This window comes from Roseateles terrae (assembly GCF_014192155.1).
GTDB lineage: Bacteria > Pseudomonadota > Gammaproteobacteria > Burkholderiales > Burkholderiaceae_C > Roseateles > Roseateles terrae.
In genome coordinates this window covers 400,445-415,912 of sequence record NZ_JACHXO010000001.1, presented here as the reverse complement: position 1 = coordinate 415,912, position 15,468 = coordinate 400,445, and the positions used below count along the sequence as shown (strand labels likewise).

Sequence of the window (15,468 nt, the reverse complement as noted above, 5' to 3'; positions counted from 1 at the left end):
CGTGTCACGTCGACCGATCGTTCGGGGCTTCCTCGCCCGCATCGCCCGCATCGTCCGCCTCGCCTCCGCGCGGCGCTTTTCCCGCGCCGCAGGTGGGCTGCTGGCGGTGAGCCTCGCGCAGTTCGCCGTGGCACCTGCCGCTGTCGCAGCGGAAGACGGCACCACCGCCTCATCCACCTCCATGCAGCAGATCATCGACGCCGCGCGCCGCAAGAAAGCCCAGGAGCTCGATGCGGCGGCGCGCCGCATGCTGGGAAACGAGATTCCGCCGGCCGCCCCGGGCCCTTCGGCGATGCCTCCGCCTCCGCCTGCGACCAAACACTCGGAAGTGCCGCGTGTGTGGTCCTTGACGGGTGTCGGCCAGCGCCTGCAGGCCGAGCTGTTCTATGAAGGCCGCATCCACCGCGTGGCGATCAGCCCGGGTCATACGCCTCAGGTCGGCCCCTGGCAGGTGCGCGCCATCACCCCGAGCGGCGTGACGGTCTCCCTGTCCGGCGGCTCGGCGGCCGGGGGCAAGGCAGCGTCGTCCCTGATGCTGCCTGCACCGGCCCGTGGCAGTTCCATGGGAGGGTTTTCCTTCTCGGGTGTCGGCGGTGGCGCCGATCCCCTGCCCGCCAGTGCATTGAACAGCGCAGCGCTCCCGCCCTCGGCATTGCGCGCCAGCCGCCTGCCCCTGGAGGGGCAGATGGCCCTGTCCCAGCAGCAAGGCCACTGAGATGGGCACCGATGCCACCGTAGAGCCCCCTTCAGCCGATGCCAATGCGCCCCGACGGGACACCGCCAGCCGGGACGCCGCCAGCCAGGACGCCCCCGGCCGCGGGACTGCCAGCGCCCCTGCCGCGTCGTCCCGGCACCTGACCGACTACGCCCATCTGCCGCCCTTCGACCGCGTGTTGTCGGTCGTGTCGGACAACGTGATGGCGGGCCGGGAAGAACGGCAGGTGCGGGTCTCCCGCGAGAAGGAAAACAAGCTGATGGCGCTGGCCCTGCCTGCGCAGCGCTTCCTGGTGCTGTCCACCGAGGAGGAACTGCGCAGTCCCGACTGGTACCACGTGGTCCAGGCGGGCAAGCGACTGGGCTTCGACTTCCAGGGCTTCTTCACCGCCGAACCCGAGATCTTTGAACTCATCTCCTACCGCAGCGAACGCCGGGACGTGAATGACGGCGCGGGGGAATCGGCCCGCGCCATCGAGACGATGGTCGCGAATTCGTCGCCGCTGGAATGGTTCCGGACCGTCATCCACCGCTGTGTGCTGGCCGGCGCCAGCGACCTGCATCTGGAACTGCGCGGGGAGATCGGCCGGGCCCGGGTCCGTCTGGACGGACTGATGCGTACCCTCGGCAGCTTCCCCGCCCGCATCGTGATGGACGCCGTGTCGGCCGCCTACACCGTGTTGGCGGAGGAAAATTCCCGAAGCGAAGTGGCCTTCAACGGCGGCGTGCCACAGACGGCGATGATTCCGCTGGACCTGCCGGACCTCCGGTTGACCCTGCGCTATCAGAGCCATCCGGCCGTCGGCGGCATGGATGTGGTGATGCGCATCCTGCGCTCCAACAATGCCGCCCGTACGCAGCAGCTCACGCTGGACCGGCTAGGCTTCACAGCCTGGCAGGTGGACCGGCTGCACGATGCACTGAGCTCCGCCTGGGGCGGCATCTTTGTGGCGGGCATCACCGGGTCGGGCAAGACCACCACCCTCAACACCATGCTGGCCTACCTGGCGCGGGAGGGCACCCGCAAGCTCATCACCATCGAAGACCCGGTGGAATATGAGCTGGCCGGGGCGTCGCATCTGTCCATTCAGCGGGGAGCACTCGAAGCCACCGCCGGCAGCAACCCCTTCCACGGTGCGATGCTGTCCTTCCTGCGCATGGACCCGGACGTCGGCCTGTTCGGCGAAATCCGGGATTCGCTGTCCGCCAACATGGCCCAGGTGGCCATTCAGACCGGCCACAAGATCCTCTCCACCGTGCATGCCACCTCGGCCCTGGGCGTGATCAGCCGGCTCAACTCGCACATCGTCGGCCTGCAGCGGGATGACCTGTGCAGCCCCGAGTTCATCTCCGCCCTGGTCTACCAGGTGCTGGTGCCGCTGAACTGCGACCACTGCAAGCGCCCCGCCCGCGAGGTGATGTCCTCCGAAGCGCTGGACGTCTACGCCCGCGGCTTTGGCCTGGACATCGACAAGATCCATTGCGCCAGCGACACCGGCTGTCCTCATTGCCGCAAGCCGCTCATCGACTACAGCGTCGGCGAACGCAACGGCACGATGGGCCTGAAGGTGGGCGCCGAGGTCATCGTTCCGGACCTGCACCTGCTGGAGCTGCTGCTGGAACGCCGGGACCTGGAAGCCCGTCGCTACTGGCGCAGCCGGCAGAAGGCGCCCTTCACCGATCCGGACATGGATGGCAAGGAAGCCTGGGGACATGTGCTGTATGACCTGTCTCAGGGCCGTGTCGACCCCTATTACTTCGAACGAACCTTTGGCCGGGCTTCACTACTCGCCCAGTCCCTGCTTTAAGACACCCCCGCCTCCATGCAGATCATCGACTGGATTTTGTTTCGCGCCGCTGCGCATCGGCTCAAGCAGCGCCGGGCGGACTTCTATTACGACATGGCCAGCGCCCTGGAAGACAAGGTGCCGCTGTTCACCATCCTGCGTAAATACGAAGCCCGTGGCCGCACCCGCTCACGGGGCGACGCCCTCCTCTACCGGCACATGCTGCGGGAGGCGATGGGCGGATCGCTGTCGCAATCCTTGATCGGCGTCGTGCCCACCACCGAACTGATCCTGATTGACGCCATTCAGGGCAGCGGGGACACCGGGCTGGCGCGGGGGCTGTACTTCCTCTCCGAGACGGTGGAAAAGGTGGACCGGATGATCGCCACCGTCCGCAAGGCGGTGGTGTATCCGCTGATCCTGCTGGTGCTGTTCGCCGGACTGATGACTGGCTTCTCCCTCTTCGCGGTGCCCGTGCTGGCGGACCTGCTGCCGCCGGAGAAATGGCCCGCCATCGGCCGCGGTCTCTACGCCGTGTCTTATGTCGTCAGCCACTATGGGATTCTGATCGCGCTGGGCGTGGTGGCGTTGCTGGTGGCCTTTGGCGTGTCCCTGCCCCGCTGGCAGGGGCCGATGCGACGTCGGCTGGATCGACTGGCGCCTTACAGCCTGTACCGGGACTTTTCCGGTGCGATGCTGATTGTCTCGATCTCTTCGCTGATGCGGGCCGGCGTGTCCCTGCGTTCGGCGCTGGAGCGGGCGACCCGGTTCAGTTCGCCCTGGATGCGGTGGCACTTGCGAGAGATTCTGTCCCGGTTGTCATCGGAACAGTCCACTCAGTTCGGTCAAGCCTTCTCGACCGGCGTGCTCAATGGCGCACTGGAAGACCGTGTGCAGGATGCCTCCGAGCGGCGCGACCCGATTGCGGCCTTCGTCAAGATCGGGGTGGGGTCGATCGACCGCATCGAGCGGAGCATCCAGGCTTCGGCCAGCCGGCTCAACTCCACGCTGATGGCGGTGGCGGGCCTGACCCTGGCCGGCATGATGGCGGGCTTCTTCGCCACGGCCTTCGAGATGCAGAGCGGCATCCAGCAGATCCCTACGGTGCAGACGCGATGAACACGCGGCGGATCAAGGCCACGGGGGGTCGGCTGCTTCTGCTTCCGCTTCAGCTGAGGTGGCTGGTGATGGTCCTGGCTGTCGCGATCGTCGGCACCACCATTGCTGCCGCCGCGACTGCTGGCACTGCGACCGCTGCCGTCACTGCTGGCTCTGCTGGCACCGCTGGCGACGCTGCCACCGCCGCAGCCACTCCATCGCCCCTCAACGGCGCCAACGGCCGAGCCCGGCGGACCAGCACGGTCCCCGCCTCGGACTGGACGTCCGCACAGACGCGCACTCAAACGTCAACCAGGACGTCCACAACAGCAGCAGCGCGGCCCACCGGCACCCGCAGGGCCGCCCATGCACTCACGCCCGCCATGGCCCAGTGCTTCGACTGGGCCTCCCGCCGCTACGGCATGTCCGCCCACCTGTTGCAGGCCATCGCCCTGCAGGAGTCGGGCCTCAATCCACGGGCGGTCAACCGCAACACCAATGGCTCCACCGACATTGGGTTGATGCAGATCAACTCGAGCTGGACCCCGGTGCTGGCACGCTATGGCATCCGCGCCGAAGACCTCTGGGACCCTTGCACCAACATCCTGGTGGGCGCGTGGATCCTGGGGGACAACCTGGTCCGCCTCGGGCCGACGGTGAATGCGCTGGGCGCCTACAACGCGCGGGACCCCGCCAAACGTGCCGCCTATGCCGGCAAGGTGCTTCAGCGGCTGCACCAGTTGAGCCCGCCCCGCGCCCACTCCGCCTCTGCCCAAGCGGACGCCTCCGCCCCCTCCTTCCACACCTCGCCGTAGTCCTGCGAGGCTTTGCACCGGCCGAGGCTCCCACGAGCATCGGCCTTTTTTTCTTGTCTCCCACCTTCTTATGCTCGTTCATCCCGAAGACATGCTGCCCAGCCAGTGGCTGGGGCCCGTAGTCACCTTGTGTCACGACCAGGTATTGATGATGGCCGACCGCGCCCACTGGGACGATCAGGCGGCGCTGTGCCGGGGCGCCTTCTGCTTCATGGTCGAGACGTCCACACGCCAGACGGCCCTGCGCCTGGACCAGCCCCCCAGCCACCACGAAGTCCGCACCGATCGCCTGCTGTTGCTGCGCCTGCTCGACTTCCCGCCCTGGCCGGATGCGAGCTCCGGCGTCCGGGAACGCATCGACACCCTGATGCAGCGCCACTCGGGCAGCCATGCACCGCACAGCGAGCTGATGCTGGTGCGCTTTTTCGTGCTGGGCGCCTTTTACCGCGACACCCCTCCAGCGCTCTCCCACACGCCGCGCTTCGCCGGCGAACCCGGTCACCTGCTGCATGCCGACCGTTACGGCGTCTTCGCCCCCACGCCGCGCATGCAGGACCTGCTGATCAACGGCACCGTCACCGCGGACCAGCGCATCCGCTTCGGCTTGCTGCGCCATGACGAATCCCAGGTCTACCAGCAGCACCCGGTCACCAGCTGCCTGTCGATGCTGGACATCCGCGGCCGCCGCACCGCCATGTTTGGCAAGACCCGGCTGGGCAAGTCCAACGTGGTGAAGCTGCTGGTGCAGGGGATGATGGATGTCACCGCCGAACGGCGGGATGTCGGCCAACTCATCTTTGATGTGAACGGCGAATATGCCAACAGCAACCCGCAAGATGGCGCCGACAACATCGGCAGCGTCTATGCCGACCGTTGCAACCTCTACTACCTCTCCGAAGGCAAGATTGGCGGCCCCAACAGCCAGCTGCTGCGGTTCAACTTCCATGAGCGGCCGGAAGATGCAATGACCACGCTGCGAGAGCTGCTGCCGGCCGATGTGGCCGAGTCGGACTATGTCCGCCCGCTGCTCTCCTGCCGCCTGCCCGGGCTGCGCTTCAATCCGGATGAGTCGGCCGATGTGGTGCAGCGACGTCTGCGCAAGCTGATGATTTTCTGGACGGTGCTGCATCACGCCGGCTTTGAGCACGACGAGGCGCGGCTCACCGAAACGCTGCAGGCCCACGGCTACATCCAGCCCTTCAACCCGGGGTTCAATCAGCCGCTCCGCCTGTCCGCCTATCAGGCGGTGAACGGCTCCAGCCCACCGCCGCAGCCGCGCACCTTCGCCGACATGGTGGCGGAAATCTCCCTGATGCTGCGCTTCAGCCTGAGTTATCCGAACGACCCGACCTTGCGCAAGCAAGGCAGTTTCCTCTTCGATGCCGACGAGGAAATCATGGCGCACTTCATCTATCCGCAGGCCGGCGCGGGCGCCTACGTGCTACGCCCGGCCACGCCGTTCCATTCCCCGCGGGTGGACAACTTCATCACCGAGATCCTGGCCACCGTCGATCAGGGGGGCACCGTCATCGTGGACCTGGGCAGTGCCAACGAGCGGATCATCCGCTACTTCGCCAAGACGCTGTCCAGCGCGGTGTTCCTGCATCAGGAAGGCAAGTTCGTCCGCAACGAGATGGCGGGCCGGTATGTGCAGATCTACTTTGAAGAGGCGCACATGATCTTCCCCCCCAATGCCGGCAACGTGATCGACGTCTATTCGCGCTTTGCCAAGGAAGGCGCCAAGTTCAACATCGGCATCGTGTATTCGACGCAGTCGCCGTCGACCATCAACCAGGACCTGCTGGCCCAGACCGAGAACTTCTTCATCGGCCACCTCTCCAGCCAGAACGAGACCACCATTCTCAGCACGGTGCAATATGCCTTCCGCGGCATGGAAGAGGACCTGATGCGCTCCCGTACGCCGGGTTTCATGCGGGCACTGACCGCGTCCCACCGCTATCCGGTGCCGGTGCAGGCCAATCGGTATGACGGCAAGACGCTGCTGATGCGCTGAGCCGCAGCGCCCAGAGCGTCCCAGAGCGCCCCGCTCAGTCGTGCGGGGTGTCCCTGGACGGCGGCTGCACCCGGGTGATCATCACCTGGTCCACGCGGTGGCTGTCCACGTCCACCACTTCAAAGCGCCATCCTTCCCACTCCACCACGTCGGTGCGCTTGGGAATGCGGCGCAGCATGACCATCAGGAATCCGGCCAGCGTGTCGTACTGGCCGGGATGCGGAAACTCGTCCAGGCCCAGCGAGCGCTGAACATCCGGAATCGGCGTGATGCCGTCAGCCAGGAAACTGCCATCGTCCCGGCGGACGATCTGCTGTTCTTCTTCATCGGTGTGGACCAGACTGCCCATCACCGTCGACATCACGTCGTTGAGGGTGATCACGCCCACCACCAGGCTGTATTCGTTGACGATGACCGCAAAGTCTTCATGCGCTTGACGGAACTGGGTCATCACCTCGGCCAGGGTGAGCCGGTCCGGCACGATCAGCACCTTCTTGATCAGCGCCGGGTCGGACCGCAGGCTGATCGGTTCTCCGCGCAGCACCCGCTGGAACAGGTCGGTTGCATCCACATAACCGACCACCTGATCAATGTCCTGCTCACACACCAGATAGGTGGAATGCGGCGATTCCGCAATGCGCGTACGCACCAGGGTTTCATCGTCGTCCAGCGAAAAGTAGACGATGCGCTCGCGCGAGGTCATCGAGGACTCCACCGTCCGGGTGTCCAGCTCGAAGATGTTTTCGATGACCTGCTGTTCGGCATCGGCCACCACACCGGCCTGATGTCCGGCTTCCGCCAGCGCCAGGATGTCCGCATGGGTGATCGTGTTGTCCGGCTTGACCGGGCGGCCGAGGATGCGCAGCAGCAGATCGGTCAGGGCATTCAGCCCCCAGGCCACCGGCCGCAGCACGAGTGTCAGGAAGATCATCGGGCCGACCAGGGTCATGGCCACCCGTTCCGGCTCGTTCATCGACAACCGTTTGGGCAGCAGGTCGGCCAGCACCACAAACATCATGGTCACGCAGCCGAAGGACAGCGCAAACGCCAGTCGCTGCGCATTGTCGATCTCCATGACCGGACGAAGCAGCGCCTCGAAATGCGGCGTCAATGCGCCCTCGCCCACCACACCGGCCAGGATGGCCAAGGTGTTGACGCCGATCTGCACCACGGTGAAGTAGTAGCCGGGCTGCTCCTGCACCTTCAGCACCTGCGCCGCGCGACTGTCTCCCTCATCCGCCAGTTGACGAAGCCTCAGGCGACGGGACGCGGCCAAAGACAACTCCGCCATCGAGAAGAATGCGCTGGCGGCAATCAGGACAACAATCAAGAGCAGGCTGGAACTCAAGGCAGCTTTCGGAGTATGAACAGCCGCCAGTGTACCGGGCGGCTCAGGGCGCGCCATGCCTCATGCTTGCGTCTGCCGACGCGCACCGCCTTGCGATCAGGGCAGGTCAGGCATGCGCACCGCCATCACCACCACGCCGGGGCGGTCCTGTCGCGGGTGCTCGCAGCGGATCCACCAGAGCCCCGCCTTGTGAATGCGCCAGGGCATCGCCTGCTGCAGTGGTACGCCACCCACCAGATGTGCCAGCACCATGCCAAGCGTGGGCTGATGCCCGACGACCACCACCGGTTTGCCGGCATGGGGCCAACCGGTGGCGTCCAGCATCGCCTGCGCTCCCTTGCGCGGTGCCAGGTCCTCGACGAGGCGTGTGGGACGGCGCAACTCCTGCACCGTCTGCCGGGTCCGCACGGCGGGGCTCACCAGCACGCTGGTGTCGTGAGGCAAATGACGATGCAGCCAATCGGCCATGCGTCCGGCGTCGCGTTCGCCCTGCGTCGTGAGCACCCGGGACATATCGTCCATGCCGGGCCCCGGTTCGACGGCTTCCGCATGCCGCCACAAGATGAGATCCATGACCGTCCTTCGATATCTTGTGCGACAGGGCAATTGACAGGCCCGACGGGGGCGAGGCTAACCCTCTCCGTACTTCCACCGCACAGGTTCAAATAACGGCGTGTGGAGTTGCGTCACACCGGTAGACTGGTCCGACCAGCGATCTGGATCTGGGAGCCTGACCGCATGCCTTCCCCTACTGGTGGCAAAGCCGGCGACGTGATCGGCGCCGCCGATATCAACGACACGGGCCTGAGCCCAACGAACTCCGCCGTCACCCCCCCGCCGTTTCTTCGCGGCGGCGGTGAAGTCGGCGCGCTCATGCGTAAGCATGACTGGTCGCAGACGCCGCTCGGCCCACCGGACAGCTGGCCGCAGTCACTGCGCACCCACGTGCGCATCATGCTGGACTCCCGGTACGCCATGTGGATGGCGTGGTCCTCGGAGCTACGCTTCTTCTATAACGACGCCTACATGCCCACGCTCGGCATGAAGCGCGACTGGGCTCTGGGCGAACGCGCCGACAAGGTCTGGGAAGAAATCTGGCCTGACATCGGCCCGCGCATCGAACACGTCTTGACCCATGCAGAAGCGACATGGGACGAAGCCCTTCTCCTCTATCTGGAGCGCAGTGGCTTCAAGGAAGAGACTTATCACACCTTCTCCTACAGCCCTGCGTTCGATGACAACGATCAGGTCGCCGGCATGCTGTGCGTGGTGACCGAGGTCACCGAGCGGGTGATTGATGAGCGGCGCTTGCGGGTGCTGCGCGATCTCGCCGCCCGCGCCACCGGTGCTGAAGATCTGCACCAGTGCTGCCACCATGCCTGCAAGGTGCTGGGTGACTATTCGCGCGACGTGCCTTTCGCCGCCGTGTACCTGACGCAGCCGGGCGAGCGCACCGCGCGGCTGGAGCTGTCCACCGCCCCTGCACAGGCGGCGCAGTTGCCGGAGGTGATGTCCTTGGACGACGCCCCCAGCGGCTGGCCGCTGGCCGGGCTGTACCGGCAGCAATCGGCGCAGGACCTGCCTTCGCTGGAAGCCCTGTCCCTGCATCTGAGCATCGACGGCTGGGCCGAACCGGTGCGCCAGGGCCTGTTGCTGCCGCTCAAGGGCTCCGGTGCAGAGCTGACCGGTTTCCTGATGGTGGGATGCAGCCCGCGCCGTCCGCTGGATGAGGGGTATCGAAGCTTCCTGAACCTGGTGGCCGGTCAGCTGTCCGCGGCGCTGACCGACGCGCAGGCGTACGAGGAAGAGCGCCGACGGGCGGAGGCCCTGGCAGAACTGGACCGGGCCAAGACCGCCTTCTTCTCCAACGTCAGCCACGAGTTCCGGACTCCGCTGACCCTGATGCTGGGCCCGCTGGAGGAGCTGATGGTCGGCGGCGATCTCACCGAGGTGCAGCGCCAGCGGCTCTCGCTGATCCTGCGCAATGCCAACCGGCTGCAGCGTCTGGTCAATGCGCTGCTGGATTTCTCCCGCCTGGAGGCCGGCCGTGCCCAGGCCTACTTCGAGCCGGTCGATCTGGCCGCCCTCACCCGTGATATCGCGAGCACCTTCCGCTCCGCGATGGAAAAAGCCGGGCTGCGCTTTGAGGTGGACTGTCCGCCGATGTCCGAGCCGGTGATGGTGGACCGGGACATGTGGGAGAAGATCGTCCTGAACCTGCTCTCCAACGCGTTCAAGTTCACCCTGGCCGGCGGCGTGACGCTGCGCATGGGCCAGGACGAGAACCACGTCTGGATGACCGTCGCCGACACCGGCGTGGGCATCGCCGACGACGAGTTGCCGCGGCTGTTCGAGCGTTTCCACCGGATTGCCGGCGTGGAAGGCCGTACCCATGAGGGCTCCGGCATTGGCCTGGCGCTGGTGCAGGAGCTGGTGCAACTGCACGGTGGCCGAATCGAAGCGAGCAGCGCGCCGCAGCAGGGCACGACCTTCCGGCTGACGGTGCCCCTGGGTGAAGCCCATGTGCCGCCCGACCAGCAGCGGGGCCGCCAGCCCAGCCGCATGGCCCGCAGTTCGGCCGCACGGGCTTTTGTGGATGAGGCGATGCGCTGGCTGCCTGATGCGGAGCCGGCACTGGCCCCTGACGTCCTGGCCCCGCCCCCCCTGGCATCCACCGACCGGCGATTTGCCAACACCTTCGGCGCCCGCATCCTGCTGGCCGATGACAACGCCGACATGCGCGGCTATGTGCGCGAGCTGCTGGCCCCCTACTACGACGTCGAGGCCGTGCCGGACGGTCGGGCCGCGCTGGAGGCGGCCCGCCGCCAGCCGCCGGACCTGATCCTGACCGACGTGATGATGCCCCGCCTGGACGGCATGGGCCTGCTCGCGGCCATCCGCGACGACGACGCGCTGCGGCTGACGCCAGTGGTGCTGCTGTCGGCCCGCGCCGGTGAGGAATCCCGCATCGAAGGCCTGGACGCCGGCGCGGACGACTACCTGATCAAGCCGTTCTCCGCCCGCGAGCTGCTGGCGCGGCTGGGCGCGCTGCTGGAGCTGCGCCACATGCGCCAGACCTCCGATGCTGCAACGCGCCGCCGCAATGCGCAGTTCGAGACCCTGCTGTATGCGGCGCCCATCGGCGTCTTTCTGGTGCATGAAGTGGACGGACGCCTGCATCTGCGCGATGCCAATCCGGCGGCCCGTGCCACCTTCAGCCGACCGGAGGATGCGGCGGGCGGCGACTTCGAAGCCATGCTGCATCGTCAGTGGGGCGAAGCGCTGGCAACCGACATCAGCGAGAGCTTCTGGACCACCCTGCACACGGGCAACAGTTTCCATTCGCCGGAGTTCATTGCCCAGCGCAGCGATCACGGCCGGCTGGAAGCCTATGACTGGCAGATCCACCGCATTCCGCTGGCCGAAGGCGGGCTGGGGGTCGTGTGTTACTTCCGGGAGATTTCTTCGCATGTCCAGGCCCGCCAGCACCTGGAAGCGGCAGACCGGCAGAAGGACCAGTTCCTGGCGATGCTGGCCCACGAGCTGCGCAATCCGATGGCGCCCATCCGCAGTGCCAGCGACGTGCTGACCCGACTGGAGCTGCCGGACGAACGGCCGCGTCGCATGGTGAGCATCATCCAGCGTCAGGTGGGCACGCTCACCCGGCTGGTGGATGACCTGCTGGACATCTCCCGCATCACCCAGGGACGGGTGCAGCTGCGGCTCAGCCCGGTGGCGCTGGTGGATGTGCTGGCCCAGGCGGTGGAGACGGTGGAGCCGCTGATGCGCGAGCGTCGGCATCAGTTCTCGATGACCAGCGGGCGGCCGCTGCGGGTGCGCGGCGATCAGGCGCGGCTGGTGCAGTGCGTGGCCAATCTGCTCACCAATGCCGCCAAGTACACCGACCCGGAGGGTTTGATCCATCTGAGCCTGGAGGAAGATCCGCAGCGCGGGCAGGCCGTCATCACGGTGACGGACAACGGCATCGGCATCCCTGCGGAGCTCCAGCCGCAGATCTTCAATCTGTTTGTGCAGGGCGAGCGTGCCCTCGACCGGTCGCAAGGCGGGCTGGGCATCGGCCTGTCGCTGGTGCGGCGGCTGGCTGAGATGCATCAGGGCTCGGTGGCGGCTTTCAGCGAAGGTCCGGGACGGGGCGCCCGCTTTGAATTGCGGCTGCCCCTCCTGGCGGAGGACGCGGCGGAGCTGTCCCCGGTGGCGTTGCCGACCGGCGCGCCCCGACGCATCCTGGTGGTGGACGACAACGAAGACGCAGCGGCCTCCCTGGCGATGATTTTGTCGATGGAAGGCCATCAGGTGGCGCAGGTGCACAGCGGGGCTGATGCCCTGCGGCAGCTGGCAAAGGCGGTGCCGGATCTGGCCCTGCTCGACATCGGTCTGCCCGGCATGAGCGGCTACGAACTGGCACAGCAGATCCGTTCGCAGCCGGCGTGGGCGACGCTACGGCTGGTCGCCCTGACCGGGTATGGGCGGCAGGAAGATCGGGAGCGGGCCCTGAAGGCCGGCTTCGATGCGCACGTGGTGAAGCCGGCCGATCCGGATACCCTGCTCAGGACGATTGCAGCGCTGCAGTGAGCAGTTCGCGGCGCCCGGCGACATCCGGGCGTTTGCGGCACCGGTTCCGCGCTCAGTCGTCCGCTGCAAGCATCTTCTGGCCAGCGGTGAGCGTCTGACGGCAGGTCCAATAGTCGGCCCACGGATCCTGCTTCACAAAGCTCAAATGGTCCCGGGCGTCCCGCACCTTCCATTGGTCGCCGCCCTTGAGGTCAGCGAGGTCGTCCCAGGCGATGGGCATCGACACCCCGAGCCCCGGCCGCGCCCGCACTGAGAAGGCGGATGCGGTGGTCTGTCCTTCCCCATTGCGCAGGTAGTCCACAAAGATCTTGCCGACCCGGTTGCGCGGGCCGCTCTTGGCGGAGAAGCGCTTGGGCAGAGTGGCGGCCAGATGCTCGACGACGGCGCGGCTGAAGGCCTTGCAGGTCTCGTGGTCCGCGCGTCGGGTCAGCGGCACCACCACATGCAGGCCCTTGCCGCCGCTGGTCTTCAGCCAGGACTTCAGGCTGAGCTCTTCCAGCAATGCGCGCACCAGTTGCGCCCCTTCCTTCACCTGAGCGAACGCCACGCCCTCGCCAGGGTCCAGGTCAAAGACGATGCGATCGGGTTTGTCGAGCTTGTCCGACCGGCTGTTCCAGGTGTGCAGTTCGATGGTGTTGAGCTGGGTGAAGGCCAGCACCTCCGCCATGTTGCGCACGACGATCAGGTCGTTGCCTTCCACATGTTTCTGGAAGAACAGCTCACCACCGACACCTTCGGGAGCGCGGACCAGGGCGAGCGGGCGCTGTTCTAGGTGGGGCATCAACCAGTCGGCCACGCTTTCATAGAAGCGCACCAGCTCGATCTTGGTGGTGCCAGACGCTTCGTCGATGACGCGGTCGGGGTGGGTGATGCGGAGCTGGCTGCTGGCGGCGGACGTCGCCCGAGCGCGCTGGGCGGCGGCAGGCTTGGCGTTGCGGCCGGTGTCTGATTGGGCCTTCGCGGCGACTTGGCTCGATGCCGAGCTGGAAGCGTTGGATGACGCCTTGGTGGCTCCCTTGGTGGCTCCTTTGGCGGCCGCCTTGGTCGGCGACTTGCCGCCAGGCGACGCACCGGCCGAAGCCGATGCCTTCTTTCGTCCCTTGCCCGACGCGTCAGGCGAGCCGGACACTTCATTCGGTGCTTTGGCCGCTTCCATCCCGATCTCCTCCGCGGGTTTGTCTTCTCTCACGCCCTGGAAGGCGGCATGCCGGATATGTCCGTCCGGCGTCCATTCCGCAAACGCCACCTCCACCACCATCTCCGGTCGCACCCAGTGCTCGTCGCCACCCGGGCGACGGGTCCAGTGGCTGCGCTTGATGTCCTCCGCAGTGAAATGTGGCTGGTCGGTCTCCAGTGCGTTCAACTGCTTGCGCAGCACCCCGCCCTGCGCCAGTGACCAGCCCGTCCCCACCCGGCCGGCATACCGCCAGCCGGCGCCCTTGCCGTCGCCGCTGCCGTCGCCGTTGCCCTGCGCGTCCCGCACCGCCAGCAACAGACTGCCCAGGCCATTGGGCGCGTCACTGCGCGGCGTGAAGCCCACCACCACGAATTCCTGCCGCAGCTGGCACTTCAGCTTGACCCAGGTGTCGCTGCGGGCGGACACATACGGCGCATCCGGGCGCTTGAGGATCAGACCCTCCAGCCGCATCTGGCAGGCAGCCGTCAGCATCTGGTCCGGCGGCGCATCCAGCGCTTCGCTGAAGCGCACATGCTCGTCGGGCTGGTCGGCCAGCAGCGCCTGCAAGGCTCGGCGGCGTTCCCGCAGCGGCACCTCCCGCAGGTCGTAGCCTTGCAGGTAGGGCACATCGAACAGGAAATACACGATGTCCTTCTCACCCGGCCCGCCGCGTCCGGCCCGTCCGGAGCGACCGATGGCGTTTTGCAGCCGGTTGAACTCCGGGGCGCCTTCGGGGCCGAGCACCACCACTTCCCCGTCCAGCCAGGCGGACTCCAGATCCAGGCCCTCAAGGGCCTTCACCAGCGTCGGCATCCGGTCGGACCAGTCGTGACCGCCGCGGGTGATCAGCTGCACCCGGCCTTTGGTGATGCGAGTCAGCAGGCGGTAGCCATCCAGCTTGGCTTCGCTGATCCAGTCGCCGGGTGGCGTGCTCGTGACCAGCGTGGCGAGCTGCGGCGTGAGCTCGGTCGGTGGACGGGTCTTGCGCGCCTTGGAGAGGTCAGGCGCAGCGGCATCCTCCCCATCGCCGTCTGTAACCGCGGCGGACGTTGTCGCGGCCGAACCAGTCCCGGCCGATGCCTTGGCGGCCCGCGCCGAGCCGTTGCCATTGGTGGACTTGGCAGACTTGGCGGACTTCGTGGACCGCGCCTGGCCCTTCGCACCATCGCCTTCCGGCACGGCGGAGGCAGGCAGGGACGTCCCCCCTTCCTTCGGTTCGCGCACTTCCAGCAGCCCGAGCGGCTGCGCCACCACGCTGTCCGGCAGTTCCATCGTCACGTCGTAGTCGTCGTGGGACCGTTCCCAGGGGTCATGCTTCTTGATCAGCAGCCACTGCGCGCGTTTGGCATCGTCCTTCGACGTGCGCACCAGTTGCCACAGCCCCGCCAGCTTCTGCCCGTGCAGCCGGAATACCAGCTTCCCGGCCTTGAGTCCCGCATGGGCTTCGCCCACTGGCTCCCAGGTGCCGTTGTCCCAGATGATCACCTCCCCGGCGCCGTACTGCTTGGGCGGGATGGTGCCTTCGAAGCTCCCATACGCCACCGGATGATCCTCCACCTGCACCGCCATGCGCCGCTGGCGCGGGTCGTAGGACGGCCCCTTGGGCACCGCCCAGCTCAGCAGCACGCCGTCCAGTTCCAGCCGGAAGTCGTAATGCAGATGGCTGGCCCAATGCTTCTGGATGACGAAACTGAGCGGCTGCTGCCCCTTGCGGCGCACCACCTGGCCCTTGGGCTCGGCGGTACTTTCGAAGTTGCGCTTGGAGATGTAGCGGCTGAGCGGCGCTTCGGCCGCAGGTTGGGCGCGTGATGGCATAGGTCAGATCCCTGGGTGCAATCGGGTCGGGTGACGCTGACTGCGCAGCAAATGGCGCGCCCGTGGCGAAGGCACCTGCGTCGACCCACCCGGGCGCCAGGCGGCTC

The 15,468-nt window shown here is 66.8% G+C and carries 9 protein-coding genes; 6 read left to right on the top strand and 3 right to left on the bottom strand.

The window, feature by feature from the left end; genetic code table 11:
- Position 1: 1 nt before the first annotated feature.
- The 5 genes from FHS28_RS01725 to FHS28_RS01705 all read left to right on the top strand — a co-directional run bounded on the left by FHS28_RS01725 (position 2) and on the right by FHS28_RS01705 (position 6,428).
- Positions 2 to 715: a hypothetical protein gene (locus FHS28_RS01725; protein ID WP_088449376.1), complete on the top strand. Its 714-nt coding sequence runs from the start codon at positions 2 to 4 to the stop codon at positions 713 to 715.
- A gap of 1 nt (position 716) precedes the next feature.
- On the top strand, positions 717 to 2,522 hold the full coding sequence (locus FHS28_RS01720) for a GspE/PulE family protein (protein WP_088449377.1): 1,806 nt from the start codon (positions 717 to 719) through the stop codon (positions 2,520 to 2,522).
- Between the two features lie 15 nt (positions 2,523 to 2,537).
- Positions 2,538 to 3,620: a type II secretion system F family protein gene (locus tag FHS28_RS01715; RefSeq protein ID WP_088449378.1), complete on the top strand. Its 1,083-nt coding sequence runs from the start codon at positions 2,538 to 2,540 to the stop codon at positions 3,618 to 3,620.
- 68 nt (positions 3,621 to 3,688) lie between these two features.
- Complete coding sequence (locus FHS28_RS24000) at positions 3,689 to 4,414, top strand: lytic transglycosylase domain-containing protein (RefSeq protein ID WP_246409403.1); 726 nt, start codon at positions 3,689 to 3,691, stop codon at positions 4,412 to 4,414.
- A gap of 70 nt (positions 4,415 to 4,484) precedes the next feature.
- Positions 4,485 to 6,428 carry a helicase HerA domain-containing protein gene (locus tag FHS28_RS01705; RefSeq protein ID WP_088449380.1) on the top strand — a complete coding sequence of 648 codons (1,944 nt, stop codon included), beginning with the start codon at positions 4,485 to 4,487 and terminating at the stop codon, positions 6,426 to 6,428.
- Between the two features lie 34 nt (positions 6,429 to 6,462).
- Here the strand turns inward: FHS28_RS01705 and paeA are convergent, their stop codons facing one another.
- Positions 6,463 to 7,833 (bottom strand): polyamine export protein PaeA, encoded by a 1,371-nt coding sequence (gene paeA / locus FHS28_RS01700; RefSeq protein ID WP_088449381.1) that lies wholly within the window; start codon positions 7,831 to 7,833, stop codon positions 6,463 to 6,465.
- A gap of 39 nt (positions 7,834 to 7,872) precedes the next feature.
- Positions 7,873 to 8,349 (bottom strand): SixA phosphatase family protein, encoded by a 477-nt coding sequence (locus tag FHS28_RS01695; RefSeq protein ID WP_088449382.1) that lies wholly within the window; start codon positions 8,347 to 8,349, stop codon positions 7,873 to 7,875.
- 165 nt (positions 8,350 to 8,514) lie between these two features.
- On the opposite strand from FHS28_RS01695, the gene FHS28_RS01690 reads away from it, so the two are divergent.
- Positions 8,515 to 12,369 (top strand): ATP-binding protein, encoded by a 3,855-nt coding sequence (locus FHS28_RS01690; RefSeq protein ID WP_246409401.1) that lies wholly within the window; start codon positions 8,515 to 8,517, stop codon positions 12,367 to 12,369.
- 52 nt (positions 12,370 to 12,421) lie between these two features.
- Here the strand turns inward: FHS28_RS01690 and ligD are convergent, their stop codons facing one another.
- Positions 12,422 to 15,361: a DNA ligase D gene (gene ligD, locus FHS28_RS01685; protein WP_088449383.1), complete on the bottom strand. Its 2,940-nt coding sequence runs from the start codon at positions 15,359 to 15,361 to the stop codon at positions 12,422 to 12,424.
- Between the last annotated feature and the right edge of the window lie 107 nt (positions 15,362 to 15,468).